Annotated in this window: 28 protein-coding genes and 3 tRNA genes; 18 read left to right on the top strand and 13 right to left on the bottom strand. The window is 55.3% G+C overall.

Annotated features, from left to right (window positions below):
• Window positions 1–136 precede the first annotated feature (136 nt).
• Together istA and istB are read left to right on the top strand one after the other, a co-directional pair.
• Window positions 137–1,675, top strand: coding sequence for an IS21 family transposase (istA, locus tag ACZ5VE_RS03855; protein WP_464453004.1), 1,539 nt, complete (start codon window positions 137–139; stop codon window positions 1,673–1,675).
• Window positions 1,672–2,424, top strand: coding sequence for an IS21-like element helper ATPase IstB (gene istB, locus ACZ5VE_RS03850; RefSeq protein WP_464453003.1), 753 nt, complete (start codon window positions 1,672–1,674; stop codon window positions 2,422–2,424). Before istA ends, istB begins: the two co-directional genes overlap by 4 nt.
• Window positions 2,425–2,632: 208 nt before the next feature.
• Here istB and ACZ5VE_RS03845 read toward each other — a convergent pair whose 3' ends face one another.
• A complete protein-coding gene (locus ACZ5VE_RS03845) occupies window positions 2,633–3,604 on the bottom strand; it encodes a hypothetical protein (RefSeq protein WP_464456744.1) in 972 nt (323 codons plus the stop codon).
• A gap of 216 nt (window positions 3,605–3,820) precedes the next feature.
• Here ACZ5VE_RS03845 and ACZ5VE_RS03840 point away from each other — a divergent pair, with 216 nt between their 5' ends.
• From ACZ5VE_RS03840 to ACZ5VE_RS03825, 4 genes are all read left to right on the top strand, one after another.
• Window positions 3,821–4,192: a hypothetical protein gene (locus ACZ5VE_RS03840; protein ID WP_464456743.1), complete on the top strand. Its 372-nt coding sequence runs from the start codon at window positions 3,821–3,823 to the stop codon at window positions 4,190–4,192.
• Between the two features lie 49 nt (window positions 4,193–4,241).
• The gene (locus ACZ5VE_RS03835) at window positions 4,242–5,033 is read left to right on the top strand and encodes a P-loop NTPase (protein ID WP_464456742.1); all 792 of its coding nucleotides are present in this window, start codon (window positions 4,242–4,244) and stop codon (window positions 5,031–5,033) included.
• A 543-nt stretch (window positions 5,034–5,576) separates the two neighbouring features.
• Window positions 5,577–5,972: a helix-turn-helix domain-containing protein gene (locus ACZ5VE_RS03830; RefSeq protein ID WP_464456741.1), complete on the top strand. Its 396-nt coding sequence runs from the start codon at window positions 5,577–5,579 to the stop codon at window positions 5,970–5,972.
• A 169-nt stretch (window positions 5,973–6,141) separates the two neighbouring features.
• Window positions 6,142–7,188, top strand: coding sequence for a hypothetical protein (locus ACZ5VE_RS03825; RefSeq protein WP_464456740.1), 1,047 nt, complete (start codon window positions 6,142–6,144; stop codon window positions 7,186–7,188).
• On the opposite strand, the gene ACZ5VE_RS03820 is transcribed toward ACZ5VE_RS03825, so the two are convergent.
• On the bottom strand, window positions 7,177–8,328 hold the full coding sequence (locus tag ACZ5VE_RS03820; protein WP_464456739.1) for a hypothetical protein: 1,152 nt from the start codon (window positions 8,326–8,328) through the stop codon (window positions 7,177–7,179). The two genes, ACZ5VE_RS03825 and ACZ5VE_RS03820, sit on opposite strands and share 12 nt — an antisense overlap.
• A 336-nt stretch (window positions 8,329–8,664) precedes the next feature.
• Between ACZ5VE_RS03820 and ACZ5VE_RS03815 the strand changes: the two genes are divergently transcribed.
• From ACZ5VE_RS03815 to ACZ5VE_RS03790, 6 genes are read left to right on the top strand one after another with little or no spacing between them, the layout of a single operon-like run.
• Entirely contained in the window at window positions 8,665–9,285 is a 621-nt protein-coding gene (locus ACZ5VE_RS03815) for a DNA N-6-adenine-methyltransferase (RefSeq protein WP_464456738.1), read from the top strand.
• 11 nt (window positions 9,286–9,296) lie between these two features.
• Entirely contained in the window at window positions 9,297–10,046 is a 750-nt protein-coding gene (locus tag ACZ5VE_RS03810; protein WP_464456737.1) for a hypothetical protein, read from the top strand.
• A 9-nt stretch (window positions 10,047–10,055) separates the two neighbouring features.
• Entirely contained in the window at window positions 10,056–10,235 is a 180-nt protein-coding gene (locus tag ACZ5VE_RS03805; protein WP_464456736.1) for a hypothetical protein, read from the top strand.
• 1 nt (window position 10,236) lies between these two features.
• The gene (locus tag ACZ5VE_RS03800) at window positions 10,237–10,536 is read left to right on the top strand and encodes a hypothetical protein (RefSeq protein WP_464456735.1); all 300 of its coding nucleotides are present in this window, start codon (window positions 10,237–10,239) and stop codon (window positions 10,534–10,536) included.
• A 16-nt stretch (window positions 10,537–10,552) separates the two neighbouring features.
• On the top strand, window positions 10,553–10,897 hold the full coding sequence (locus tag ACZ5VE_RS03795; RefSeq protein WP_464456734.1) for a hypothetical protein: 345 nt from the start codon (window positions 10,553–10,555) through the stop codon (window positions 10,895–10,897).
• Between the two features lie 10 nt (window positions 10,898–10,907).
• Entirely contained in the window at window positions 10,908–12,422 is a 1,515-nt protein-coding gene (locus ACZ5VE_RS03790) for a tyrosine-type recombinase/integrase (RefSeq protein WP_464456733.1), read from the top strand.
• Window positions 12,423–12,472: 50 nt separating this feature from the next.
• On the opposite strand, the gene ACZ5VE_RS03785 is transcribed toward ACZ5VE_RS03790, so the two are convergent.
• Window positions 12,473–13,558, bottom strand: coding sequence for a tyrosine-type recombinase/integrase (locus ACZ5VE_RS03785; protein WP_464456732.1), 1,086 nt, complete (start codon window positions 13,556–13,558; stop codon window positions 12,473–12,475).
• 54 nt (window positions 13,559–13,612) lie between these two features.
• Here ACZ5VE_RS03785 and ACZ5VE_RS03780 point away from each other — a divergent pair, with 54 nt between their 5' ends.
• The gene (locus tag ACZ5VE_RS03780; protein ID WP_464456731.1) at window positions 13,613–13,918 is read left to right on the top strand and encodes a hypothetical protein; all 306 of its coding nucleotides are present in this window, start codon (window positions 13,613–13,615) and stop codon (window positions 13,916–13,918) included.
• 21 nt (window positions 13,919–13,939) lie between these two features.
• On the opposite strand, the gene ACZ5VE_RS03775 is transcribed toward ACZ5VE_RS03780, so the two are convergent.
• The 9 genes from ACZ5VE_RS03775 to folC form a co-directional block, all read right to left on the bottom strand.
• Window positions 13,940–14,016 (bottom strand) — tRNA-Asp (locus tag ACZ5VE_RS03775).
• Between the two features lie 57 nt (window positions 14,017–14,073).
• Window positions 14,074–14,149: transfer RNA gene (locus tag ACZ5VE_RS03770), tRNA-Glu, on the bottom strand.
• A 53-nt stretch (window positions 14,150–14,202) separates the two neighbouring features.
• Window positions 14,203–14,278: transfer RNA gene (locus tag ACZ5VE_RS03765), tRNA-Ala, on the bottom strand.
• A gap of 75 nt (window positions 14,279–14,353) precedes the next feature.
• On the bottom strand, window positions 14,354–15,751 hold the full coding sequence (gene gltX / locus ACZ5VE_RS03760; RefSeq protein ID WP_464456730.1) for a glutamate--tRNA ligase: 1,398 nt from the start codon (window positions 15,749–15,751) through the stop codon (window positions 14,354–14,356).
• 1 nt (window position 15,752) lies between these two features.
• Window positions 15,753–16,964 carry an O-succinylhomoserine sulfhydrylase gene (locus ACZ5VE_RS03755; protein WP_464456729.1) on the bottom strand — a complete coding sequence of 404 codons (1,212 nt, stop codon included), beginning with the start codon at window positions 16,962–16,964 and terminating at the stop codon, window positions 15,753–15,755.
• A gap of 9 nt (window positions 16,965–16,973) precedes the next feature.
• Window positions 16,974–18,488, bottom strand: coding sequence for an amidophosphoribosyltransferase (gene purF / locus ACZ5VE_RS03750; protein ID WP_464456728.1), 1,515 nt, complete (start codon window positions 18,486–18,488; stop codon window positions 16,974–16,976).
• Between the two features lie 38 nt (window positions 18,489–18,526).
• Entirely contained in the window at window positions 18,527–19,021 is a 495-nt protein-coding gene (locus tag ACZ5VE_RS03745; RefSeq protein ID WP_464456727.1) for a CvpA family protein, read from the bottom strand.
• A gap of 1 nt (window position 19,022) precedes the next feature.
• Entirely contained in the window at window positions 19,023–19,829 is an 807-nt protein-coding gene (locus ACZ5VE_RS03740) for an SPOR domain-containing protein (RefSeq protein ID WP_464456726.1), read from the bottom strand.
• 9 nt (window positions 19,830–19,838) lie between these two features.
• Entirely contained in the window at window positions 19,839–21,128 is a 1,290-nt protein-coding gene (gene folC / locus ACZ5VE_RS03735) for a bifunctional tetrahydrofolate synthase/dihydrofolate synthase (RefSeq protein WP_464456725.1), read from the bottom strand.
• Window positions 21,129–21,177: 49 nt separating this feature from the next.
• On the opposite strand from folC, the gene ACZ5VE_RS03730 reads away from it, so the two are divergent.
• The 5 genes from ACZ5VE_RS03730 (at window position 21,178) to ACZ5VE_RS03710 (ending at window position 25,451) form a co-directional block, all read left to right on the top strand.
• A complete protein-coding gene (locus tag ACZ5VE_RS03730; RefSeq protein WP_464456724.1) occupies window positions 21,178–21,522 on the top strand; it encodes an arsenate reductase in 345 nt (114 codons plus the stop codon).
• A gap of 105 nt (window positions 21,523–21,627) precedes the next feature.
• Window positions 21,628–22,287, top strand: coding sequence for a glycine zipper 2TM domain-containing protein (locus tag ACZ5VE_RS03725; protein WP_464456723.1), 660 nt, complete (start codon window positions 21,628–21,630; stop codon window positions 22,285–22,287).
• A gap of 131 nt (window positions 22,288–22,418) precedes the next feature.
• On the top strand, window positions 22,419–22,736 hold the full coding sequence (gene ppnP / locus ACZ5VE_RS03720; protein ID WP_464456722.1) for a pyrimidine/purine nucleoside phosphorylase: 318 nt from the start codon (window positions 22,419–22,421) through the stop codon (window positions 22,734–22,736).
• 7 nt (window positions 22,737–22,743) lie between these two features.
• Window positions 22,744–24,084, top strand: a complete 1,341-nt coding sequence (argG, locus tag ACZ5VE_RS03715; RefSeq protein ID WP_464456721.1) for an argininosuccinate synthase — start codon at window positions 22,744–22,746, stop codon at window positions 24,082–24,084.
• 105 nt (window positions 24,085–24,189) lie between these two features.
• Window positions 24,190–25,451 (top strand): IS3 family transposase gene (locus tag ACZ5VE_RS03710; protein WP_464454783.1). Its coding sequence is split into 2 segments (ribosomal slippage): window positions 24,190–24,547 and window positions 24,547–25,451, totalling 1,263 coding nucleotides; the frame shifts between segments, so codons are not numbered across the junction.
• Between the two features lie 65 nt (window positions 25,452–25,516).
• Here ACZ5VE_RS03710 and ACZ5VE_RS03705 read toward each other — a convergent pair.
• Window positions 25,517–25,888 carry a hypothetical protein gene (locus ACZ5VE_RS03705; protein ID WP_464456720.1) on the bottom strand — a complete coding sequence of 124 codons (372 nt, stop codon included), beginning with the start codon at window positions 25,886–25,888 and terminating at the stop codon, window positions 25,517–25,519.
• Window positions 25,889–25,890: the final 2 nt, after the last annotated feature.

Raw genomic sequence — 25,890 nt, 5'->3', positions numbered from 1 at the left:
CCGACCGAAGCCGAATCAAGTAGTACCTTGTGGGTTGGAGTATCGGTCGAGCATCCCCTCGTGTCAAGTGGCAGGGGCTGGGTTAACTCATCCTGAGTGCATGCCTCCTGCACTCGCTTGACCAAAGGAAACGCCTATGAGGCTACCCGTTCATTTGCAGCGTGACATTGCACGCCAGCACTTTTATGACCCAACCTTGTCTCACCGTGCAATTTCACGGACAACAGGGCAACACCACGACACGATTAGGAAATTTCGACTGAAAGTTGATGCGACTGACCTGACTTGGCAAGAGTTATCCCAAATGGATGACGATGCCTGGCAGGCGGCGCTTGGTACGCAGAATCGCTCTGTCGCCAAACTCAAGTCACAACCAGATTACGAATGGGTTCATGCAGAAATGCGACGGCCTGATGCAACACTGGAACGTTTATGGCGAGAGTGGCGTGAAACGACTCCAAATGGCATTGGCTACTCACAGTTTGCAACGCTCTACCGAGCGTGGACAAAGAACCAGCATGTGGTGATGCGCCGAGCCCACCGACCCGGTGAAAAGCTGTTCGTGGACTATGCAGGCAGAACGGTTGAAATCCGAGATCAAAACGGTGGCCCTTCAACCTTTGCGCAGATTTTTGTTGCTGTCTTGGGGTATTCAAATTACACGTACATCGAGGCAACGGCAAGTCAGACCACGAAAGACTGGCTGAAATGTCATGCCAATTGCTTTGAAGCACTAGGCGGCGTGCCTGAGTGGGTGATCAGCGACAACCTCAAAGCAGCAGTTTGGCGAAGGGAACGGGATCGCACGGTCATCAATCCTGCTTACAGAGATTGCCTCAGCCATTACGACACAGCACCGCTGCCAACTGGAGCACGAAAGCCCAAACATAAAGCCAAGGCGGAAGTGGGCGTGCAAATAGCTCAGAGATGGGCATTGTTTTCACTTCGCGATCGCGTTTTCTTTAGCCTTGCCGAATTGAATGCAGAGCTTCGTATCAAGACCGAAGAAATGAACCGCCATCCATTCAAGCGATTACCAGGCTGTCGCATGGATCGATTCCTTGAAACAGAAAAATCGAGCCTCAAGCCATTGCCTGGTACGGCATTCGAATTGAGTGATTGGCGCTATGGCGTCAGAGTGCAGGACGACTATCACATCGAACACCAACGGCGGTTCTATTCAGTCCCGCATACGCTGGCACGGGAAAGCGTTGACCTCAGGTTCACCGCTACTGTCATTGAGGTATTCCATCGAGGTCGAAGGATTGCGCTTCATCCATTGATTTCGCTTGAAGGTGACGCCAGCACGATGCCCGAGCATCGCCCTGTCATACATAGTCGCGTACTGGATGCCGAGCCTCGGGCTTTGTTGGCGTGGGCCATGAGTGTTGGCGACAACGTGGAGTTGATGATTCGGCATCAACTTGAAAACCGAAGCGACATCACGAACGGCGTCAAAGCCGCACGGCGAATGCGCGACCTTGCAAGGGACTACGGAGATGCTCGATTTGAAGAGGTCTGTGCCTACGCCATGCCTTTGAACATCACCTCACTCCGCAGCATCACATCCATCCTCAAAGAGGATGCAGACAAACGTTTTTATGTCGCGCAAACACCAAAAGTCAAAGTCATCGGTGAATTGCGCGGTCCTAGTTATTTTGGAGAATCAGTATGAGCAGCACACAGCAAACCATTACCCGCCTTCGTGAACTCAAGCTCGTTCCAATGGCCGATGCTTATGACATGCAGCTTCAGCAACCTAAATTGCATGATGTCAGTTTTGATGATCGCTTTGCCATGCTTGTTGACTATGAGGCGTCCGAGCGTGAGGCCCGAAAGTTGAAACGCCTAATTAGGGGTGCAGGTATGCCCGAAGCAGCGTCTTTTGAGGATGTTGAGTACAAAGTCAACCGTGGCCTAGACAAGGCACAGTTGGCTTCTCTAGCAAGCTGTGACTGGATACGCCGTCAACAGAACTTGATCATTCAAGGGGCAACAGGTGTTGGCAAGACTTGGCTTGCGTGTGCCTTTGGCCAACAGGCATGCAGGTTGAAAATGCCAGTTCTGTTTTACCGAGCCAGCGATCTGTACGGAACCATCAACCAATCACTGTTAGATGGTTCATTGCCTGCACTGAAGTTGTCATTGAGCAAACCAAGTTTGCTGATACTTGATGATCTGGGTTTGGGAGAAATGAACCAACATGCGTCGCAGTTCTTGTTAGATGTGATTGATCGCCGAATGCGAACTGGATCATTGCTCATCACAACGCAGTACCCAACCGACCAATGGCACGGATTCTTCCCTGACCCTACTGTGGCTGATGCCATCTTGGACCGCGTGGTGCATCAATCCCATCGGCTGTCTCCAAAGGGCGAGTCCATGCGCAAAACAATGGCTCGCAAAAAAATGCAATCTAGTTAATTGAAGGATAGACAGACTGGCTTTGTCAGTCTGTCTATCTGGTCAAGACCGCAACACTTTTAAACTTTGGTCACGTGGCTGGACTGAGTGGTCAGTTCCGACTGGAAATGGTGGTCACTAAGAATTGGCGCGGGTGGTCAATTAGGAGTGGAATACGCACTTGGCCAGATCCATGCAATTGCTCGACAATTTATCGTCGATTGCTCAACTATTTTTTGCTGAGTGCTCGCAAATATCTCGCGGACATCGTCTCGCTTTTTGTGTCGATCACTCGCAAAGTTACACCCCAATCGCCCATCAGAATTTCCAACTGCTTGACTGCCTCCTCGTCGTCTTCATCGCTCTTGAACAAGCATATTTCGTTCACCCCTTCTTCGATGAATTCTTGAACAGACGCCGGCAAGTTGGTGGGCTCGTGATATGCAATCGTGCACTGCCCGCCACTGATCATGTAGATCGCAATCTGACTTTCCCAATCGCGTACAAAAGCCATCATCTGACCTCGGACAGGCCTGCCCAACACTGTTGCTGCTCCCTGCAGGTTCTTGCTGTTATGTATCGTCTGCGTCCCCTCTGGAGTGATTTCAAGCACCCCATGCAAATACCCACTTTTCCGCTTGATCGGGACAAGTAGGTTGCCATCATGTGAGCACATGGCTCCAAGGGGGGCGATTTTCATCTTGGCCAAATAGGGGCTCCTGCCAGCCTCCTCGGCACCTTCCATAAGTGCTTCAAGTTCTGCGCCTTGTTCACTGCTGTCAGGATGAAGCTCATCGTATGTGATCTCCTCGCTGCTCTGGATCTCATCCATCATTTGAGCAATCGGGTCCGGTAGCTCATACAACGCTTCGATTTGCTCTGGCTTCCTCAACAAACCAAGTCCTACACGCAAAAACATGCAGGCATCTTTGTATCTTGGTGCCCTACCCGTTTTCATCACCAAATCCGCCAGACTGCCCCCGCGTGGTTCGCAGACAGAACAGTAGTACCGGTTGGTGACGGGATTGACCCGGAAAGTAGGCCATGGCCTTTCATGCTTACTGATCGGGCAGTCAATTTGAGTGCTCATCGCCATCGGATTTATGCCCAGTAGCAGTAGTACATCAGCGCACCGATCTGCAAGTTCGGTCTTTATATCTACGACATGCGCCGTTTGACGCGGGGTCATTTTGTAATCCATGCGTACTTCCTCCTCATACAAGCAATTTCGTCGGTCATTTCAAGTTCGATAGGGTGAGTAATCACCAATTTTTCGCCTCCAATTCCATCAGCGAATTCCGCATCGTGGAATCTAATCTGTCGTTGCCGCTTTCTTTGCGAATTCTTGACGGCTTTTCGGCGCATGTGATATTCTATCGCCATACATTTTGTTTCGTGAATGTTTATCGGAGGAGCTATGAACACCAAGCACACAACAGGTACGCCAGACCTCACAGCGGTTCGTTCGGCATTGCTCAAACCCAAGGAGAAGGAGCAGACGCAATGGGAAATGGTGCAGTCCCTGCAAGACGCGATCACAGCTGCGCGTGACGCCGGAAAAACCGTAGAGCAGATGCACGCTGATATCACAGCTTGCGGCCTGAACATTCGGTACGGCACTTTTAGGAAATATGTGAGCGACCTCCTCTATGAGCCGCCCAGCAAGCGGGGGCAAACGATCAAAGAACCCAAGCGTGCTCAAGCTGGTACAGCTCCCCAAAGTGGATCAACAGGACACCCGGAGCGAAGCCTTCGCAACATCCGTGGCGGCAAGTCGCTTGGCATGTGAACTACCAGAGCCTCAATACCAACATCCAACAACATCGAAAGGACTATCCATGTCACTCCAGAAAACCAAGAGTTCAAGTGCACCCGTGGCAACCCGTGAGGAGCCCAAGACCAGTAATCCTCAACCAGCGCCCAAACCGGTCATCGTCATCACCTCGGGCAAGGGCGGGGTTGGCAAGACGCTGGAGTCTCAGGTGGTACAGATCACGCTGCAAGAGCTCGGTCACAGCGTTGTCTGCGTAGATGCTGACGGGAGCAACTCCTCACTGGCACGGCAACTTCCTGAAGCCCAACTTCTTGAAGGAAGCAATGGAGCTGAATTGCTAACGAGCCTTGAAAAGGTCCTGCTCGACGAATGCTTGAGCGGCGGCAAAAGCTTGGTGGTCGACACAGGCGGCGGCTTTGACCGCACCGTCAGGGCATGGTTTGCGAGCGAGGATGTGACCAACATCCTGCACGATCACGGAGTTCAAGTGGTGTCTGTCACAGTCATCGACTGCAGCCTCGACTCAGCGGGCCATGTGATGGAAAACATTGATGCCATGCAAGGTGCCAAGCATGTGATTGTGATGAACCTCGGTCATGTGCCCGGATCGATGGGCGAGCGAGCATTCAAACCCTTGTTCGAAAACGCTGAATTCGCTGGCTATGTCAAGCAGGCGAGCCTGGTTGTGATGCCGCGTCTACAAGACGCCATCGAGATCGATGCAATCGGCGCTCGTCTGCACTCCATCACCAGCCCTGACTCCCCTGCAGCTTCCAACCCTTTCATGGTCTCACGAACCAAGACATGGCTCAAGGCCGTGACACAAGAGCTGGGTGCGGCGATTGCCGACGAGTGAGCGATTGGTGCGCGGAAATTGCGCACTAGCCGCACAACATACCCGAAGGCTCTTGCCGATGTTTCCGTGATGTTGTGCGACGCCAAATGGCGCTAGGTCTTTCCAGTTGCCGCGAATGTCCAAAGGACATTGTCGGTAGTCAACGAGACAACAGATTATCAACGGTCAACCCAGACCATCAAAAAGGTCTGATGAATTCATCCACAAGGAGTACAAAAGTGATTAGTCAGAATTTCAATAGAAATGGCTTTACAGAACTTACACGAACTGAGGTCAGTGTTCTGAGAGCTCTTGCGATGGATGACAACGATTCCGACCAAGCGTGGTTATACACACACGAGATCTCACACAAAACTAGCTACAACAATCGATCAGTCAATCAGGCACTTAAGACACTGAGCAAATTGGGATTCGTTGAATTTCAAGAGTATCGGACTGACATTACCGTGATCAATCCAACCTCTCTCGAACAAGGGGTTCGGCGAAATGGTGCAGAGCTGTGCCGGGCAAGACTTGGCTCTTCGTTTTTGAAAGGATAAAAAAGTGAGCAAAGCTGTTTTCGATATCAAAAACATCCCGAATCTGCATAGGCTCGAACGAGTCGTGCTCAAAGAGCTGGCACTCTTTGCCGATAAATCCAATCGTGCATGGCCGCACAACAAAACTCTTGCAGACAAGACAGGCTACAGCGTCCGCTCAGTTCAAAAGGCATTGCAATCTTTACAGAAGATCGGGTTCATTGATGTGAAGTACACGGGGCGCTTTATTGCCAACGGTGATTTTCTGGTCGAGAAGCGGTACATCGATTTGCTTGTCCAAAACTGGATGCCAAAAAAGACTGATGGCCAAGCCGCTAAGGACAGCAACATCATCGAATTGTCGGCCAAGGACATCGAGGCACGCCGCATCAATATTTTTGGGCGAAAACCCAGCATTTAAGTGCTCATGTCCCAGACTTCATACATGCAACGGCTGCACAGTTTACGAATGGCTTCATGGGGGGCATGCACTCAATTCAGGGGGCTGGTGCAATTTTTATTTCAAGAAATTCGCACCCCCATGAACTGGATGCATCCAGATAAGAGATCTAAATACAAGGGATAAGACTTTGATCAACAAATTAACCAACAGGGTTCAGACAGTTCGTAGTCAACAGGGCAAGCCTATTAACGCCGAGGAAGGGGGAGCCATCATTTCCGAGGTTTTTTCTGACTTCGTCAGATCGTACGCCAGCAAGCTCGATTTCCGAAGTGTCTCAGTTTGTGGCAAGAGCTATGCGCGATTGGGCATGCCAACCATATCAATCCGTGAGAGTCTGCAAATGGCCTTGCTTAGCCGAAATGAAACTCATCAGCACTGGGTCAAACCCACAAGCAATTCGATTGATCAACGCAACCACCTCTTCTGTGCGGGGTACATCAACATTGACCAAGAAATGAGCGGCATCCGTCATTTGCGGATTGAGCGCGGAAATATTGCATACCTGTGGATACCCACGACCACGCCACTCAACGGATTGGAGGCGCTGGAGGCAGCGTTTTGGCTCCATTGCGTTACCGGTTGGTCCTCCGTTTCGCGCCGCAGTGATATCTTGAACCACCTCAGCTGGGTTCCTGTCCCTGTCAAAGGCAACGGCATTCATGCCTGCATGGTTGACGGCCCCATTCTGAAAGTGCCCGGCTTCGCGCAGCGAACTGCCACGCTCATTTCGAATGGCGCCTCCGGCTGGTCACTGGAGGACCTTTCCCTCAATCAAAGATCAGTCGTGGCTCCCCACCTGAGCGCAAAATTCCATGACCCTCAAGCCCACCTTGAAGCGTACTCCGACGCGTATTTCACCGCTATCAAGTCACTTGCTTCCGAAGGTAGCATCGAAGCAGCTATCGAGGCCACGACGGGCGTTCTGCAATTAACTGTTCTAAAGTACCAGCACAACCGCAAACAGGCGGCTCTTATGGCTCAACGACTTGTGAGCGGCATCGTGGCCAAGAGTCCAAAGATCGTCGGCGCATATCAGCGGAAGCGCGATCAACAGATGCAATCAGCTTCAGTCCGGCGTGATGCGAAAAACCACGCCAAAACTCTTACGCCGAAAGAGCGTCTGGAAATGTTCAACCAATTGATAGGTATGCAATCAGACCGTCTAGTCTGTTGATTGATCCTCGGGCAATGACTCCCTCCGCATGAGTTGTAGCTGCTTCAGTTTGTTATCAGCTTCTTGCCTCGAGCGGGCTTCTTTCGCGACATGGACTGTCAAATAGTCTTGCCCGGCACCACGGTGCTTCAAACTGTCTGTATAGGCCTTCAGGTTCCAGTCTGGTGCGCTTTCAGATTCCTTGATGGAATCTAGGATAAGCTTCATTGGGCCATCAAACAGCAACTCGAATTTGGGGTCTGTATCGGTACCTGTCTGATGAAATACCAATATGTGCTGGCAGACCCGCTTTGCCTTTGCGCCAAGGGGCCGTGGGTTTGCATGCTTGAGGGTGTGCACATCAACGAAGACAGGTATATCGCCCTTGATGACCCCAATCGCATCGACTGCCTTTATTTGACTGCTCAACGGGTACAAGTGATGTGTCTTTGACATCTCCCGCGTGGGCGTATCCCACTCATGAAAGCGCGCTCCCTCAGCCGCCACGCGACTGACAGCAGTTTCTCTACGCTGCGCAATTTCTCGTGGCGACCGGCCACTGCCCGCTGCCAACCATACCTGCAACTCATCAATGATCAGCTGAAGGTCCCCCCTCAAAGCAGCCTCAAGTGCTTCATTCAAAGACTGCAGCTTCGTTGGCTCGTTGTAGTCAACACTGACATCATTGAGGTATGTGATCTCTTTGGTTGGCACCTTGATCGTGGGGACTTGGTTCTCTTCGTAACGACTGAACAAGTCTTTGAACTTGATCGCTGCCATCCTCACCAGCAAAACCCGGTAGGTGCTCCCATACGCGAGCTTGGCGATGAAGTACCGTTGCAGCGCAGCACCTCCATTGATGGTTCGTTCGCTGGCCACTTCGCAAACGGGCATCCAGCTAAAACCGAGCTCTGAGAGGCTATCAAGGTCTGCCACCTGCTTGCATATTGCTGAGCGCACTGTCTGGCCGTAGAAGCCCTGTTCATCGAACCCAACTGCTTCGCCCAGCTTACCCAACATATCGTTCGGAACATTGGCGCGGTCACTGAAAACCCTGTGGAACTTCTGCGCATCAATCCCAGCCGAGATAGCCAATGCACGCGCTCCATTTGGCGCCAAGCGCACCAGCGCCAAGATTTTCTTTGAATACTGATTGCTCATACCCTCAATTAAAACATATTGCCGCGTTTTTATCGATGCTCGACTCCAAACGCCAAAATGTTACATATTATTACATTTTCATTCGCTGGACACTTTGTTTTGCGTGCATTTGTCGGTATAGTAGACCTCATTGAACGCGATTTCTCTGCAATTTGTTGGCGGTCGCTAAGCACCCAGTTCGGGATTTCTTGGCACTAGCTCTCAGATGAAGCGATATCGCGATTTTTTGAACCAACCTGCATTTTGTTTCTTTCACTGTTTATGTTGAGCCAACATGAGATAGCAACCCTACACACACTCGCCACCCCTGATTTCACATTTCACAAAGGACATCCCATGACGCGCACAAATGCACTTCAAGCCACCGGCACAAAAACTGAACGGCTGAAGGTCCGTTTCGCAACCCAAACTTTCGCCAAGGACGATCAGCCGTTTGCCCTGCTGACGCCGCCTACCCACCCTGCTCAATTGATTGCAGCCGATCCGGTGGTCATCACTAATGCACGCCCTGCCGCGAATGCGAGCAAGTTCAGGACGCTGTTTTCGGCGGTGGACAACACGCACACCACCCCCCCGGCCGTGGTCCGTGCCATTCATGAAGAGTTCCACCCAGAACTCGACGTGTGTGCAACTGAGCAGACTGCGGTGTGCAAGCACTACTTCTCCCCGGAGGTTGACGGTTTGTCTCAACGCTGGACGGGTACTTGCTGGATGAACCCGCCCTACGGCAAAGAACTCCCGAAGTGGATGCACAAGGCCCACTACAGCGCCATGAATGACGGATGCACGGTCATCTGTCTGGTCCCTGCCCGCACTGATACCCAGTGGTGGCATGACTACGCGCTCAAAGCCGACGAGATCCGCTTCATCAAGGGTCGTCTCAAGTTCGGCCACCCCAACTCCACTGGCAACTGCGCACCCTTTCCCTCTGCCATCGTCATTTTTCGTCCTCAGTAAGGAGCATCAGCATGAAGTACTACCAAATCACGAAGTTCGACCCGCAGGTCACTGACGCCTTCGTTCGTCTGGCGATCGACCAATACTTTCATGAAAAAAAGTATGGCTATCGCACAAACGATCTTGAGACATTGGCAGCAATTGCATTTCTGCATCTGCATGGATATCCCGTCGAATATTCGAAAGTCATGCTCATGGAACTTATGGCCATTGTTGATAAGACCAAGAAGTATCGAACCCCGAATCGAGATCGTGATTACGCATTGCTGGACAACTGGCATCGCGATCTTAAACACGGGAAACCGAAACAGAGTATCGAGCAGCTTCCAGCCAAATTGAACTGTGAATGGGAAGGAGAAGACCCTGCGATGGGCTGCTTTGTGATGCTAGGTTGGGCAAAGGAAGAACTGAATGAATGGTTTGAGGACGAAGACTTGGGCACCCAAGCTGCTGCAATGCTCGTGAACCAGCTTCGCACACTTGCAATGGGGCAACTGACACATCAAAACGATCACATGTTCATGACTGTGCAAGACCTGGAAGTGGTGTGTATGCATGCAATTACTAGGCTCTTGCGAGGGAGGATGCATCATTTTGATGCTGAAGCTTACAAAGCAATCAAGGTGCTCATCACGATGAGCCAACTTATTTTCAAGCTTCGAAATGGCATGAGCCTTCGACTGAAAACCAACATCACCGATTCTGGCGTTATCCAGATCAATCATGCAAGTGGTACCACCACTGCTAACGAAAGCAACTAAGGAAGAACCATGCAGACGCATCCAAACAATCACTACAACCCGCTTGTCGGAAACATCTTGATCCAATGGATTATCTCGAACATCCCCGGCATGGAGCTGAAGATTGAAGCCACCATCAGCACCTTGTCTTATCTCACCGCTCGGTGTGTCGAACTTCGATGCATGAAAAACCGTACTTCTGGAGGTTGAAATGAGTGCGACCGTCATGCTCCCCGCTCCGTCCTGTCAAGTGAGCCTGCTTCTGACGAACTGGTTCCTCGACTTCTATTACTCCGGATTGATGTTTCGGGATAAGCATTCCAATGAAAAGCTGTTTGCAAACTTCGCTTACTTGGCTCTCAGTGGCTCAGATGTAGAGGTTCCACCCGATGCCTACTACGTCATGGCTTCCTGCTGTACCCGCAACTTCAGCCCGATTGAACATCAGTTGGAACATGAAGCTCAAGTGATCAAGGAATGGCTCATGAGCGCATCACTGATCGAAACCTAAAATGAGGCAAACTGAAATGCACACAAACAATCATCAAGGCACTTTCGACAAACTTGGCCTTGCGACCATGCGCAAATGGTCCAAAGAGATCATCCAAGAGCAAACCAGTTCGCCCGAGCACAACCATCCTTGGGCTGATGTCGCCTTGGTTCTTGGCTATCTCAATGCCACCGATAAGGGGATGGGTCCTAAGGTGTTCGTGCATGAAGAATTGTTTCAGCGCACGGCCCTGTACTGCATGCTTCGGTTTATGAAAGCACCAGATCAGCGAGTTCACGGCAGCGAGCAAAACTGCGCAGCTCATGCGCTCAATTTTCTGACTCGAGTGTGGGAAAAATCCCGCAAAAACCAGACTAAGTAAGGTCAAGAATATGCTCTTCGCTTATTGCGCCAACATCCCTCGCAACACCGTGATTGCGTCTTCTGTCGAAGACGACTCACGCATCGATGAGTTGATGGACTTTTTGCACACCCACAATATGCTTGATCACTACGCCAAGAGCAGTGGATTGGACATGGCACAGTGGGAAGCGAGCAAGAAAGCCGCGCGAGACATCCAGTCAGCGTTTGCCTGCGATGTGTCCAATGGCATTTTTGAAGCAGACACGCAGGAGCAGCATGAATCGTTGATGCGGCATCTGCACAGGCTGCATAAATTTGGAATGCTCGATCACCAGTCGATGGCCTGCGCTGAAAATTCTATTGTCTGCAAGGATTCTGCCCCGGCCACCCCATCGCTGCCCATCGATGCGCCAACACCGGCGCAAAGTCCATTGCCGACTGCGCATACCCCGGCTCTGGCTCCAGTTGCTGCAGTGACCACGATCCTCACGCCGGAGCAGATGCGAGAGGAAATCATTCGAGACATTAAGTCCCGCTACAACTCTGGTATCCCTCTACGCCTGAGCGATGCGCTTGTGCATTACTGCGCACTTGTCAACCGCAAGGTCTCCAAGGATGAGCGATCACGCATCAAGGTTTTGAGTGAGCACATCGGCGATCTTTTCCTCCACGACTATTCAGATACGCACTTCACCAAATACAAGAACGCGCAGATGTCGGAGCGCGATGTCCGGACCCTTGACGAGCAAATTGCCTTGGTGCGCAGGATCTACAAGGTGCTCATAGAGCAGCGTGTCTATTTCGGCATGAACCCGCTTCAGACATGGAGGCCGTCTGTTACTGCCAAATCGCGCAAGCTCAAGGCAGCAAGCTCTATTGTTACGGTTGATCGCATTGCGAGCGTATTTGGCTCCAAGGCATTTGCAGATTTTGGTCGGTCCCATCCAGCCTACTATCTCATCATCATGACCGCAGTCGTTACGGGCATGCGTATCACCAGCATCTGCCGTCTTCAAAGTGCCGACCTGCTGGTCACCTTGGATGGCATTCCTGTCATCGACATTTTCCACATGGACAAGACGCTCGCCGGCAAGCGTCAGGTTCCTATTCCTCAGGAACTGTTCACGGCTTTGAAGACATTCCTCGAAATGAACGATGGCTTTGGAATTGATGATCGCGGCGAAAAGGGTTGCTCTGACGCAATCCGAGATCTCAACGAGGATTTTTTCAAGCTCAACCCCAAACTGTCCCACACTGCACTCACGCCACATGGCTTGCGCACATCGCTGAACAACTACTTGATCAAGAATTGTGTTCCGATGGACATCCGCTGTGCGCTGCTTGGCCACTCATTGGGGCATGTGAACAATCGAGCCTATTCCTCAGGTGTTCCGACACCAGTTCTGGTCGCTGGCCTTTGCGGCCTGCAAGACAAGATCTTGGCCGGGTTGAACTTCGACCAAGACATTGCGCTTGAAGCCGGTTACCTCATCGCGGGCAGCACGCATCAGCTCCATCATTGTTCACCACCAATCTTGCAATGATCGTTTGTTGCAGCTAGGCTAGGCCTGAAGCAAGCTCCCTGAGTAAACCCTCAGTGCCATTCAAAGCCCATGTACTCCAAGATGGCCAATTGGTGCTTTCCAATGCGATCGGCCAGAGTTTCGACCGATGGTGTGCGCGCATAGATGCCCGTTGTCATCGTCTCGTCCACATGCCCTAGCACTGCGCCGCAGATGTACTGCTCCACACCCTCGCTCAACAGGTGGTTGTTGAACGATTTTCGGAAGGCGTGGAAACTCAGCTTGGGCACGGCATCTTCCAGCCTGTGCTCTTTGAGAAAGGCGCGGATCGGCTTGTTCACGGCGTCAGAGTACCCTTTGCCGCCGTCACGCTTTGTCAGGCCAAAGCTGCCATGTTTGCGGAGGTGGCTTTTGAGGGCATCGAATAGCTTTTGCGGCACAGGGATGTCGCGGTTGCCCGCGACCGTTTTATCGGCGCTGATGTCGATATATGGCGTCCCCTTCATGGAGACCTTCAACTCGTCGGGCCCCAAGCGCGCAAGGCTCGATACCCTCATACCGGTTACAAGGCCGGTCATCACGATCAGGTAGATGCTTGGCTTTTGTTCGCGGAGCTTGGCGAACCGGCTGTCGCCAAAGATGCGCTTGAGATCGTTATAGGCAATGGGCTTGGTGCCGCTTTGCCGACGCTCACGCTTGCTGACCAGATTTTTGCCGGAGGCCGGATTGGCACCATTGAACTGGCCCTGCTTTTTGAGGTGGTTGATGACCGCTCGCAGGAAACCGATCTTGTTGTCTACGGTCCGCGCATCGTTGCCCATGGTTGTGCGCAGGTGCACGATCAAATCGCTGACATCGGCCTCTGTCAGCCTGCGGATGTCGCGGTTCTTGAAGTACGGGGTGAGCTCTTTGGCATAGGTGGTGTAGTCCACTTTGGTCACCTCGCCGATGCGTCGCACGGAGATGTATTGACCAAAGACCCTAGCCATCTTGAACTTGTCCGCATCCTCCAAGGCCTTTTTGGGGGCAAAAAGGCTGGGCAGGGTGTGTGCCTGCCTTGCTACCGTTTGGGGCTCAATAGGTACCACGAGTTCTACGGTTTCCCCTGCCATCAGCGCTGGCACAGTTGCTGGGTCTGGGCACGAGATATTTGCCATGGGTGCCAGAGGCATGTGCAATGCCTGCGGGTCAGAGGACTGCGCATGGGGCACATGGACCCACTGCTGCGCTGGAGCTGCGGCCATGCCGCGTCCCCAGCCTGTGCTGGGCACAAGGGCAGCGTTGTAGGCCATTTGACCCATGAGCTGCATGGCTCGCAATTTGGCGAGATTGGGATCAAGCGTGCCAAGGGATCGCTTGATTTGCCTGCCTGCGACACGCAGGTGCAGGACGAAGGTATTGTTTCGTTTGTAGATGGGAAGGGTCAGGGCCATGGTTCAGATCTGCTACCAAATCTGCTACCAACTCGAAAATCACTCTACGGACTCCAGAAGGAAAAAAGCCTTCTAAATCAATGACTTAGAAGGCTTTTTATCTTTTGGCGGAGTGGACGGGACTCGAACCCGCGACCCCCGGCGTGACAGGCCGGTATTCTAACCAACTGAACTACCACTCCTGGTAGCTGTAACTTTTGTCAGCATGCTGTTGCAAACTGACCAAGTGCTACAAAACTTGGCGACCCTACGGGGATTCGAACCCCGGTACTCACCGTGAAAGGGTGATGTCCTAGGCCTCTAGACGATAGGGTCATAACCTGGACTGATTCTTTCGAATCTTGTTCTTGCGAACAGTCTCAACACTTTGGTGGAGGTAAGCGGGATCGAACCGCTGACCTCTTGCATGCCATGCAAGCGCTCTCCCAGCTGAGCTATACCCCCTTTGGTACAACGTTGAGCATTGCTGCTTTTTCGTTATGCCTCGTTGGTGTCGAGACTTGAATTATAGACAGAAATTCAGGCGTTTTTCAAGCGCTCCAGAATTTTTTCTCTTTGACTTAACGCGAGCACTGCATCCAGCGATGGCGTCTGGGCCGTGCCCATCACCAACACCCGAACGGGCATGGCGATTTGCGGCATCTTGAGACCGGTTTCGGTCAAGGTTTCCTTGATCGCTGCCGCAATGGATGCCTTGTCCCACACACATGTGGACAGCTTGTTGGCCAGAACAACCAAGGCAGGCTTGACCGCTTCAGTCACGTGCTGGGCTTTCTCGTCGGCGTTGGGCACCACGTCCAGATAGAAGGCCGAAATCCATTGGGCCAACACCACCAGCGTGTCGCAACGGTCTTTGAACAAACCACAAATGCTGGGCAAGCGCTCGTCAGCCACCACACCCAGTTTGGCAAGGAACGGTTGAACGTGTTCCGCCAATTCAGCATCGCCCATGGCCTTGAGGTGCTGGGCGTTGACCCACTTGAGCTTGGCTTCGTCAAACTGCGCTGCGCTGCGGCCCAGGTGGTCCAGGTTGAACCACTCGAGGAACTGCGCGCGGCTGAAAATTTCGTCATCGCCATGGCTCCAGCCCAGACGCGCCAGGTAGTTGACCATGGCATCCGGCAAATAACCTTCATCGCGGTAAGCCGTGACCGCCTTGGCACCGTTGCGCTTGCTCATCTTCTCGCCCTGCTCGTTCAGCACGGTGGGCAGATGGGCGTAAATTGGCGGCTCTTTGCCCAGGGCCTTGAAGATGTTGATCTGGCGCGGTGTGTTGTTCACATGGTCGTCGCCACGGATCACATGGGTGATCTGCATGTCGATGTCGTCCACCACCACGCAAAAGTTGTAGGTGGGCGTGCCATCGGGGCGGGCGATGACCAGATCGTCGAGCTCGTCGTTGCTGATTTCAATGCGGCCTTTGACCTTGTCGTCCCAAGCCACCACGCCGCCGATCGGGTTCTTGAAGCGCAGCACCGGCTTCACACCCTCCGGAATCGCGGGCAAGGTTTTGCCCTCTGCCGGACGCCATGTGCCGTCGTAACGGGGTTTTTCCTTGTTGGCCATCTGGCGCTCACGCAAGGCATCAAGCTCTTCCATGCTCATGTAGCAAGGGTAGACATGGCCTGCGGCGATCAAGTCGGCCAGCACCGCTTTGTAGCGGTCCATGCGCTGCATTTGGTAGAACGGGCCTTCATCGTGGTCCAGGCCCAGCCAGGCCATGCCTTCGATGATCACATCGACAGAAGCTTGCGTGGAACGGTCCAGATCGGTGTCTTCGATGCGCAAGATGAAGTCGCCACCGGTAGCACGGGCAAAAGCCCAAGGGTACAAAGCAGAGCGGATATTGCCCAGGTGAATGAAGCCGGTGGGCGATGGGGCAAAACGGGTGCGGGTACGGGTAGAGGTGTTCGTCATATCAAAGGGTATCGAGACCACGGGACAGGTCTTTTTGAACGTCTTGCGGGTATTCCAGGCCGACCGCCACGCGGATCAGGCCTTGGCCAATGCCAGCAGCTTGGCGCTGGGCCTCGGTCAGGCGGCCATGCGAGGTGCTGGCGGGATGCGCCACCATGGTTTTGGTGTCCCCCAGGTTGGTGGCCAGAGACAACATTTGCATCTGGTCCATCACATGGAAAGCACGCTGGCGTGATTGCTCGGGGCCATCGGCTTTGACCTCGAACGACAAAACCGCGCCACCCAAACCCGACATCTGGCGCATGGCCAAGTCGTGCTGGGGGTGACTGGCCAGGCCGGGGTAGTAAACACGGGCCACCGAAGGGTGCTTTTCCAGCCATTCGGCCAGGATTTGTGCACGGGCGGTCTGCGCACGCATGCGCAAGTCCAGTGTTTCCAGGCCTTTGAGCACCACCCAGGCATTGAAGGGGGCCAGCGTCATGCCACCGCTTTTGAGCACCGGCAAAAACTTCTCGGTGATCATTTGCTGCGAAGCACACAAGGCGCCCGCCATCACGCGCCCCTGACCATCCAAGTACTTGGTGCCCGAATGCATGATGATGTCGGCCCCCATGGCCACAGGCCGTTGCAAGGCGGGCGTGGCAAAGCAGTTGTCCACCGCAAACAAAGCACCCGCGTTGTGCGCCATGTCGGCCAAGGCCTGGATGTCGCACACCTCGGTCAATGGGTTGGTGGGCGTTTCGGCAAACAACAAGCGTGTGTTGGGGCGGATCGCCGCTTGCCATTCTTTCAAGTCGGTCTGCGAGACAAAGCTCGACTCCACACCGAACTTGGCCAGATCAGAGCCAATCAGCTTGATGGTCGAGCCGAACATGGAGCGCGAGCACACCACATGGTCGCCCGCCTTGAGCAAGCCCATGCACATCATCAAGATGGCCGACATACCCGACGCCGTGCCCATGGCGGCTTCGGTGCCCTCCAGTGCCGCCAGGCGCATCTCCATGCTGCTGACGGTGGGGTTGCCATAGCGGCCGTAGGTGTAGCCCTCTTCGTCCCCGGCAAAACGGCGTGCCGCCGCTTCTGCTGAGGGCTGGACATAGCCACTGGTCAGGTAAAGCGCTTCAGAGTTTTCGCCGTACTGGCTGCGCTCGACTGCCGCACGCACCGCCAGGGTTTCGATGTGCAAATCGTCAAATCGGTTGGCTTCGGTCATGGCGGGCTCTCACACGCTGGCGTTGGGCAAAGCCAAACGCGAATTGTCATCATCGCCCTCTTCCACCTGGAGTCGGGTTTCGTTCAAGCGGCTGATGTCATCGGCCGAAATATCGCCAGTGACATACACACCGTCAAAGCAAGAGGCATCAAAATCAGACAGCGCGCCCGCTGCGTTGACACGCGCCTGGGCCACCGCTGTTTTCATGGCGTCGACATCTTGATAAATCAGGGCATCACAACCGATGATTTCACGGATTTCTTCGATGCTGCGGCCATGGGCCACCAGCTCTTCTTTGGTCGGCATGTCGATGCCATACACGTTGGGGTAGCGCACGGGCGGTGCCGCGCTGGCCATGTAGACCTTGCGGGCACCAGCGTCTCGGGCCATCTGCACGATCTCGCGGCTGGTGGTGCCGCGCACAATGGAGTCGTCCACCAGCAACACGTTGCGGCCTTTGAATTCGCTCACGATGGTGTTGAGCTTTTGGCGCACCGACTTTTTGCGCACGGCCTGGCCGGGCATGATGAAGGTGCGGCCCACGTAGCGGTTTTTGACAAAACCTTCACGGTAAGGAATGCCCAACAGGTGCGCCAGCTGAGTGGCACTGGGGCGGCTGGACTCTGGGATCGGAATCACCACATCGATGTCGCTGGGCGGCACGGTAGAAATCACACGCTTGGCCAGGGTCTCACCCAGGTTCAAACGGGCCTGGTACACCGAGATGCCGTCCATGGTGGAGTCCGGACGCGCCAGGTAAACGTATTCAAAAATACAAGGGCTGAGCTGCGACTTTTCAGCACAGTGCTGGGTGTGCATCTGGCCTTCCAGATCCACAAAAATCGCCTCACCGGGGGCCACATCGCGGTCAAACTGGTGGGCCGTGCCATCCAGCGCCACCGACTCGCTGGCCAACATGATGGAGCCATCGTCGCTGCGCCCCATGCACAAAGGGCGAATGCCGTGCGGGTCTCGAAAAGCCACCAAGCCATGGCCTGCGATCAGGGCGATCACGGCGTAAGAGCCTTTGACACGGCGGTTCACACCGCGCACCGCCTCAAACACATCCATCGGCTTGAGCGGCAAACCCCGCGTGGTTTTTTCCAACTCGTGGGCCAAGACGTTGAGCAAAACCTCAGAATCGCTTTCGGTGTTGATGTGGCGGTGGTCGTTGGAGAACAACTCGGCCTTGAGCGCGTGGGCATTGGTCAGGTTGCCGTTGTGCACCAGCACCAGGCCAAAAGGCGCGTTCACATAGAAAGGCTGCGCCTCTTCTTCGCTGAAAGCATTGCCCGCAGTGGGGTAGCGAACCTGGCCCAAGCCGCAGTTGCCGGGCAAGCTGCGCATGTTGCGGGTGCGAAACACGTCGCGCACCATGCCCTTGGCCTTGTGCATGAAAAACTTGCGGTCCAGCTGGGTGACGATGCCCGCTGCATCCTGGCCACGGTGTTGCAACAGCAACAAGGCGTCATAAATCAACTGATTGACCGGTGCGCTGCTGACAACGCCGACAATTCCACACATACTTTTATCCGTTCAAAAATCGAACTGCCCCGAAAAATTCAGGGCAAATATTCCACAAAGGTTTGGGGCAAAAGTGGTTTCAAACCGGTCAGGACAAGGTCCAGCCAGACCGGCCCTTGGGCCGTGGACCACCACGCGTCGCGCGAAACACCGGTCAGCTGCAACACCACCGTCAAAGCCAACAGCAAAACCACCCCACGGGCCAAGCCAAATACACCGCCCAAAGTGCGGTCTACGGGGCGCAAGCCCACGGTTTCCACCAATTTTTTGATCAACCAGGACACCATGCCTGCGGCAAACACAGTGCCCACAAACACGACCGCAAAAGCCACGGCGTATTGCACCGAAGCGGGCGCGCCCTTGACAAAAGGAAGCCAGCCAACCACCTCGGGGGCCAACCACTGGGCCACCACGAAAGCGGCCACCCAGCCTGCCAATGACAAGACCTCATAAACCAGTCCGCGCCAAAACCCCACCACCATGGAGGCGAGCAAAACCCCCAACAAAACCCAATCGGTCAGGGCAATCGCCATGTCAGAGCTTCAAAACCGATGCCGGCAAGTCAAGCTTGCGGATGCGCGCGGCCACTTTATCGGCTTCTTCCCGCGTTTCATAAGGGCCCACGCGAATTCGGGTGGTGCTCTTGCCCTCTTTCTCAACGACTTGGGTGTAGGTTTTCAAGCCGGCTTGCTCCAGCTTTTGACGCACATCGCGCACTTTGGCCGCATCGCTGAACGCCCCCACCTGAATGACCGCACGGCCAGCAGTGGCCTTGGCAGACTTGCCATCCAACAGCGCCTGGGCTTTGCCACCGTCGTCTTTGGGTTTGACCGCAGGTGTCGGCTTTTCAGCCTTAACAGGGGCTGAGGGCTTGGTTTCTGCTTTGGCAGCGGGCTCTTTTTTGGCCACGGGCTCTTTGTCTTTGCTCTTGTCTGCAGGCGGCGTCACTTTGGCTGTGTCCGGCACGGGAACAGGCACCACGGGCGCTGCAGGCAAAACAACCTCTTCACGCGAGTCCAGGCTGGCTTGGGGCGATACGGCCTCGGAAGCGGTGAGCAATGGCTTGGCAGGCGCTTGCGCGGCAGGCACGGGCATGCCACTGGTCAAGGGCGAAGTGCTTTGCCGGTCAGGAATCACGATGGGTGTATTGACCGCCACAGGGCGGGGCTGGGTGTCAAACAGCAGCGGAAAACCCACGACGGCCACCAAAACCAGCACAACAGCCCCCATCAAACGGTGGCGCGCACGGCGGCGAACAACTTCGATGTTTTCGTTGGGGCCAGAAGTCACCGCCTCAGCTGAAGCGGTTTGACCAGGAAATCGGAACTTGAAAAAGGCCATGACGGGTGCTCACGGGGTGAGGTGTTTGGCTTGCAGACGCGGGATGCCGTCTTTCAAAACACCACCCACGGTATAGAAGGAGCCAAAGACGACGATTCTATCAGCCGGGTCTGCGGCATCGATGGCCGCCTGGAGGGCCGACATGGGGTCGGCGTGGACACTGGATTGGGCGTCGGTGCGGGTGTTTTGGGCTTGCCAGGCCTGCTGCAAATCGGCCGCTTTGGCGGCCCGGGGCAAGGGCAAATCGGTGAAATACCACTTGTCCACCATCGGGTTGACGCGCTGCAACATGGGCAAAAGGTCTTTGTCGGCCATGGCCCCCAGCACCGCATGGGTGGTCGGGTAAAACCCCATCGCATCCAGATTGACCGCCAAGGCCGCCACCGAGTGCGGGTTGTGCGCCACATCCAGCACCAGCACAGGCTGACCCGGCACGATCTGAAAGCGCCCGGGCAACTCCACCATGGCCAGCCCGTTGCGCACCGCCTGGGCTGTCACGGGGATGCGCTGGCGCAAGGCATCCAGCGCCGCCAACACGCCCGACGCGTTGATCAGCTGGTTCGCGCCGCGCAAGGCCGGGTAAGCCATGCCGCTGTAACGGCGGCCGCGCCCTGCCCAAGCCCATTGCAGCTTGTCGCCCGAGAAATTGAAATCCGTGCCAAATTGCCACAATTCAGCCCCGATGGCGGCCGCATGGTCGATCACGCTTTGCGGTGGCACGGGGTCACTCACGATCACCGGACGCCCGCTGCGCATGATGCCCGCCTTCTCCAGGCCAATGCTTTCACGGTCTTTGCCCAAAATGGCGGTGTGGTCGATGTCGATGCTGGTGATCACGGCGCAATCGGCGTCGATGATGTTGACGGCGTCCAGACGCCCGCCCAAGCCCACTTCCAGAATGGCCACATCCAGGTTGGCGCGGGCCATCAAATGCAGGATGGCCAAGGTGCTGAACTCAAAGTAGGTCAGGCTGACGTCACCGCGCGCGGCCTCGACCGCCGCAAAAGCCTCGGCAAACGCCTCGGCCGAGGCCGAGTCACCATGCAAGCGGCAGCGCTCTTCAAAATGGACCAGGTGCGGCGAGGTGTAGACGCCCGTGCGGTAACCCGCCTGCAGCAACACCGCCTCCAGCATGGCACAGGTCGAGCCCTTGCCATTGGTGCCCGCCACGGTGATCACCGGGCAGTCAAACCGCAAATCCATGCGGTCGGCCACGGTTTTGACACGGTCCAGCCCCATGTCAATGGCCACGGGGTGTAGCTGCTCGCACCAGTCGAGCCATTCCTGTAGAGTCTTCATAGGCGGCGATTGTCGCCCAGTCTTGTCCCCTTCACCTTCAGCAAACCCCATGCACCCCATTGTTTACGGCATTCCCAATTGCGACACCGTCAAAAAAGCCCGCACCTGGCTGGCTGACCACGGACTGGATTCCACTTTCCATGACTTCAAAAAGCAAGGCGTGCCATCGGCCGAAGTCGACATCTGGCTGGCCGCTGTGGGCTGGGAAACCCTACTCAACCGCAAAGGTACCACCTGGCGCAAGCTGGACGCCGCCGTGCAAGCCAGCGTGACCGACAGCGACAGCGCCAAAAAAGTCATGCTCGAACACGCCAGCACCATCAAGCGGCCCGTCATCGCTTGGCCCTCGGGCCAAATCACCGTGGGTTTCACGCCAACGCAATGGCCCGCCTGAACGGGTAGTGGCAACGGCCTGTCACAAAACTTTACCCAAGCAAGCGCACACCGGCAGATTCCCCGGCATAAACTGCAACCCAGCTCACCTTACCCTCCGAAAGCCATGAAAACATTCGCCATTTCCAGTTTGTTGTGCTTCACAGCCGTTTGGGCACAAGCGCAAGAAGTGGGGCAAGTGATCTCGCGCACCGCCGTTTACCAACAAGTGGCCGTGCCTCGTCAGACATGCACCCAAACCGCACCCCAGCCCCCCTCACAAACATCAGGGGGCGGCGCCATCATTGGGGCCATCGCCGGAGGCTTGATCGGCAGCCAATTGGGTGGCCGCGACAGCCAAGGCATCGCCACCATGGCCGGGGTGATCGGTGGCGCCGTGTTGGGCAACAAAGTCGAGGGACAAGGCAACCCGCAGTCACCCCAAACCACCTGCACCACGCAAACGGTCTACGAAAACCGCCTGATTGGCTACAACGTGGTCTATGAATACGCTGGCAAGCAATACAACGTGCAATTGCCCCAAGACCCAGGCCCCACCATCCCGCTGCAAGTCACGCCCATGAGCGCCCCACGCTCTGAAGCCCCCACGGGCACCATCGTGAGTGCCGTGCCCCCTGCCACCGTGGTCAGCGAATCCCGCGTGGTCTATGTGCCCACCCCGGTTTACCGCAGCTATCCACCGGTTTACACCAACGTCAACTTGGGCTGGGGCTGGAGCAGTGGCTACGGTTACCGCAACGGCCACGGCCACGGTCACTGGCGCTGAAGTGCCGCATCGCCGGTCTCGGGACCAGCGGGCCGTCTGGCCTAAAATGCGGGCTTGATTTGACACAAAGGGCGTCTCAAGACGCCCTTTTCCATAGACGCGGGCCCTGCCCGCCCCAGGAAGCACCACCCATGACCACCGAAAAAATCGACGGCGTCTCCGTCAACACCCAAGCCAATGTTTACTTTGACGGCAAATGTGTCAGCCACGGCCTGACCCTGGCCGACGGCACCAAGCTGTCGGTCGGCGTGATCCTGCCCGCCACCCTGACCTTCAACACCGGCGCGCCTGAAATCATGGAGTGCGTGGCAGGTTATTGCGAATACAAACTCGACGGCAGCAGCGAATGGGTCAAGTCCAGCGCTGGCGAAGAGTTCAGCGTACCCGGCAACTCCAAGTTCGAGATCCGCGTGACCGAGCCCTACCACTACATCTGCCACTTCGGTTGAACCCCACATGAGCACCATCCTGCAAAACCTGCCCAAAGGGCAAAAAGTCGGTATCGCCTTTTCGGGCGGCCTGGACACCTCCGCCGCCCTGCTGTGGATGAAGCAAAAGGGTGCCCTGCCCTACGCCTACACCGCCAACCTGGGCCAGCCTGACGAAGCCGACTACAACGAGATTCCCCGCAAGGCGATGGAATACGGCGCAGAAAAAGCCCGTCTGGTCGACTGCCGCACCCAGCTGGCGCACGAAGGCATTGCCGCCATCCAGTGCGGTGCCTTCCACATCAGCACCGGTGGCATCACCTACTTCAACACCACCCCGCTGGGCCGCGCCGTGACCGGCACCATGCTTGTGGCCGCCATGAAGGAAGACGACGTCAACATCTGGGGCGACGGCAGCACCTTTAAGGGCAACGACATCGAGCGCTTTTACCGCTACGGTTTGCTGACCAACCCCAGCCTGAAAATCTACAAGCCCTGGCTCGACCAGCTGTTCATCGACGAGCTGGGTGGGCGCGCCGAAATGAGCGCCTTCATGACCGCCAACGGCTTTGGCTACAAGATGAGCGCCGAAAAGGCCTACTCCACAGACAGCAACATGCTGGGCGCGACCCACGAAGCCAAAGACCTGGAAAGCCTGCAAAGCGGCATGAAGATCGTCAACCCCATCATGGGCGTGGCGTTCTGGAAGCCCGAAGTGGACGTCAAGGCCGAAGAAGTGAGCGTGCGCTTTGAAGAAGGCATGCCCGTGGCCCTGAACGGCGTGGAATACCCCGACCCGGTCGAGTTGTTCCTCAAGGCCAACGAAATCGGGGGCCGCCACGGCCTGGGCATGAGCGACCAGATCGAAAACCGCATCATCGAAGCCAAGAGCCGCGGCATCTACGAAGCCCCTGGCATGGCGCTGTTGCACATCGCCTACGAGCGCCTGGTGACCGGCATCCACAACGAAGACACCATCGAGCAGTACCGCATCAATGGCCTGCGCCTGGGTCGTTTGCTGTACCAAGGCCGCTGGTTCGATCCGCAATCCATCATGCTGCGCGAAACCGCCCAGCGCTGGGTGGCCCGCGCCGTGACCGGCACCGTGACGCTGGAACTGCGCCGTGGCAACGACTACAGCATCCTGAACACCGACAGCCCCAACCTGACTTACGCGCCCGAGCGCCTGAGCATGGAAAAGGTGGAAGACGCCCCGTTCAGCCCGCTCGACCGCATCGGCCAGCTGACCATGCGCAACCTCGACATCGTGGACACCCGCGCCAAGCTGGGCATTTATGCGCACGCTGGTTTGTTGTCTGTGGGCGAAGGCCCGCACATCTACAAGCTGGATGGCAGCGGCAAGAAGTGATGGCCTCTTGACCTTCAAAAAAGCGACCTCAGGGTCGCTTTTTTGTTGAGTTTGACCCGTCCTGCCAGAGGTTGACACCTTTTCTTGAAAGAAAAGGCAAGTCAAATGGAATCAGGCATCAAGAGAACTCAGAAAGACTACACGCTGGCTTTTAAACTGGCTGTGGTCGAGCAAGTAGAAAAAGGCGAGCTGACCTACACACAAGCGCAGCAACGGTATGGGATCCAAGGACGCTCGACGGTGCTGGTGTGGATGCGCAAGCATGGACGCCAAAGCTGGGGCATTCAGGCATCATCGGCAGCCATGCCCCGAGACAAAACACCCACATCTCTGACACCCGAGCAACAGATCAAGGCCTTGCAAGTTCAACTGAAAGAGGCCAACGAGAAGGCCCAGTTGTTCGAGGCTGTACTGGACGTCCTGAAGAAGGACTATGGGGTGCGCGTCGTAAAAAAGCCTTTGGGCAAGTCCTCTCGCAGCAACTCGTCCAAGGGTTGAGTGTGAAGAGGGCTTGCCGCCATATGGGGGTGAGTCGCCAAGCTTACTATCAGGGCCAGCGGCGTCATGCCCAGCTTGAGAGTCGAAGCCAGGCGGTGGTGAAGTTGGTGCGAGATTGGCGTGTGCGACAGCCTCGGTTGGGCACACGCAAGCTGCACCATGTGTTGCACGAGTCACTGCAGCGTGCTGGCATTGAACTGGGGCGCGATGCGATGTTTGATGTGCTGCGCAACGCTGGCATGCTGGTGCCGCAGCGACGGGCGTATCACAAGACCACAGACAGCCATCACCGGTTTCGTCGCCATCCGAACTTGCTCAAGGCGGGGGCGCAGCAACTGTGCGCTACAGCCAGCGAGCAAGTATGGGTGGCCGATATCACCTACTTGCCCACGAACGACAAATTTGTCTACCTGAGCTTGGTCACTGATGCCTACTCGCGCAAGATCGTGGGCTGGCATGTGCACGACAGCTTGCAAACCGAGCCGGTAGCACAAGCCTTGAAAATGGCCTTGCGCACACGTCAAAGTGATCAACGCTTGGTGCATCACTCGGATCGGGGCATCCAGTACTGCTCGAACTATTACCAAGCCATTCATCAGCGCCACGGCCTGCTGTGCTCGATGACCGATGGCTACGACTGTTACCAAAATGCGCTGGCAGAGCGGGTCAACGGCATCCTCAAAGGCGAGTTGCTGTTGCAGCGCCCCGCTGATTTGGAGCAAGCGCGGCGGATGGTGCGAGAGTCAGTGCAGATCTATAACGACGAGCGCCCTCATTTATCGCTGAAAATGCAAACGCCCGATGCGGTGCATCGGGCGTCTTTGGCCGACATTCGTCGGCTTGAATCACCGTCCCAGGTGTCAACCTAATTTAGGACGGGTCAGTTGATGGATCAGATGGATTGGGATTTTCCACCTTGGCACTACGTCCGACCTCATTCGTCGTAGCCCATCTCTTTCCTTCGGGATTTCTCACGCTCAGCGGAGGTGGAAAACAACACTTTCAGAATTCCATGGACTTGAATCTTTTTCACCAATTTTCGACAAACCTTACCAAAAGCAAATGCTCTATGGTGAAGCCACTGCATCCAGTTTTGCCAATAAACGAACGCGATGATAAAAAAGGCTATCACCCCCAGCAGTGCTGCATCTTGAGGATGATCTAACAACCATGAGCCCGCTCCTGCGGCCAATGCAGCCAAGATAGCCAGCCCAAGGAGCGCAAAAATGATCCCAAAAATGGAATCAAGGTTAGCCAGAATGATTGCACCCAGCACTAAGCCAAGCGCAATTTCTATGATCAACATTT

Source organism: Limnohabitans sp. INBF003, from assembly GCF_055396645.1.
This window is presented reverse-complemented; position numbering and strand designations above follow the sequence as displayed.

Coding starts and splice junctions, on each gene's coding strand:
- istA (WP_464453004.1), top strand. CDS start 137: ATGAGGCTACCCGTTCATTTGCAGCGTGACATTGCACGCCAGCACTTT.
- istB (WP_464453003.1), top strand. CDS start 1,672: ATGAGCAGCACACAGCAAACCATTACCCGCCTTCGTGAACTCAAGCTC.
- ACZ5VE_RS03845 (WP_464456744.1), bottom strand. CDS start 3,604: ATGGATTACAAAATGACCCCGCGTCAAACGGCGCATGTCGTAGATATA.
- ACZ5VE_RS03840 (WP_464456743.1), top strand. CDS start 3,821: ATGAACACCAAGCACACAACAGGTACGCCAGACCTCACAGCGGTTCGT.
- ACZ5VE_RS03835 (WP_464456742.1), top strand. CDS start 4,242: ATGTCACTCCAGAAAACCAAGAGTTCAAGTGCACCCGTGGCAACCCGT.
- ACZ5VE_RS03820 (WP_464456739.1), bottom strand. CDS start 8,328: ATGAGCAATCAGTATTCAAAGAAAATCTTGGCGCTGGTGCGCTTGGCG.
- ACZ5VE_RS03815 (WP_464456738.1), top strand. CDS start 8,665: ATGACGCGCACAAATGCACTTCAAGCCACCGGCACAAAAACTGAACGG.
- ACZ5VE_RS03810 (WP_464456737.1), top strand. CDS start 9,297: ATGAAGTACTACCAAATCACGAAGTTCGACCCGCAGGTCACTGACGCC.
- ACZ5VE_RS03805 (WP_464456736.1), top strand. CDS start 10,056: ATGCAGACGCATCCAAACAATCACTACAACCCGCTTGTCGGAAACATC.
- ACZ5VE_RS03800 (WP_464456735.1), top strand. CDS start 10,237: ATGAGTGCGACCGTCATGCTCCCCGCTCCGTCCTGTCAAGTGAGCCTG.
- ACZ5VE_RS03795 (WP_464456734.1), top strand. CDS start 10,553: ATGCACACAAACAATCATCAAGGCACTTTCGACAAACTTGGCCTTGCG.
- ACZ5VE_RS03790 (WP_464456733.1), top strand. CDS start 10,908: ATGCTCTTCGCTTATTGCGCCAACATCCCTCGCAACACCGTGATTGCG.
- ACZ5VE_RS03785 (WP_464456732.1), bottom strand. CDS start 13,558: ATGGCAAATATCTCGTGCCCAGACCCAGCAACTGTGCCAGCGCTGATG.
- ACZ5VE_RS03780 (WP_464456731.1), top strand. CDS start 13,613: ATGGACCCACTGCTGCGCTGGAGCTGCGGCCATGCCGCGTCCCCAGCC.
- gltX (WP_464456730.1), bottom strand. CDS start 15,751: ATGACGAACACCTCTACCCGTACCCGCACCCGTTTTGCCCCATCGCCC.
- ACZ5VE_RS03755 (WP_464456729.1), bottom strand. CDS start 16,964: ATGACCGAAGCCAACCGATTTGACGATTTGCACATCGAAACCCTGGCG.
- purF (WP_464456728.1), bottom strand. CDS start 18,488: ATGTGTGGAATTGTCGGCGTTGTCAGCAGCGCACCGGTCAATCAGTTG.
- ACZ5VE_RS03745 (WP_464456727.1), bottom strand. CDS start 19,021: ATGGCGATTGCCCTGACCGATTGGGTTTTGTTGGGGGTTTTGCTCGCC.
- ACZ5VE_RS03740 (WP_464456726.1), bottom strand. CDS start 19,829: ATGGCCTTTTTCAAGTTCCGATTTCCTGGTCAAACCGCTTCAGCTGAG.
- folC (WP_464456725.1), bottom strand. CDS start 21,128: ATGAAGACTCTACAGGAATGGCTCGACTGGTGCGAGCAGCTACACCCC.
- ACZ5VE_RS03730 (WP_464456724.1), top strand. CDS start 21,178: ATGCACCCCATTGTTTACGGCATTCCCAATTGCGACACCGTCAAAAAA.
- ACZ5VE_RS03725 (WP_464456723.1), top strand. CDS start 21,628: ATGAAAACATTCGCCATTTCCAGTTTGTTGTGCTTCACAGCCGTTTGG.
- ppnP (WP_464456722.1), top strand. CDS start 22,419: ATGACCACCGAAAAAATCGACGGCGTCTCCGTCAACACCCAAGCCAAT.
- argG (WP_464456721.1), top strand. CDS start 22,744: ATGAGCACCATCCTGCAAAACCTGCCCAAAGGGCAAAAAGTCGGTATC.
- ACZ5VE_RS03705 (WP_464456720.1), bottom strand. CDS start 25,888: ATGTTGATCATAGAAATTGCGCTTGGCTTAGTGCTGGGTGCAATCATT.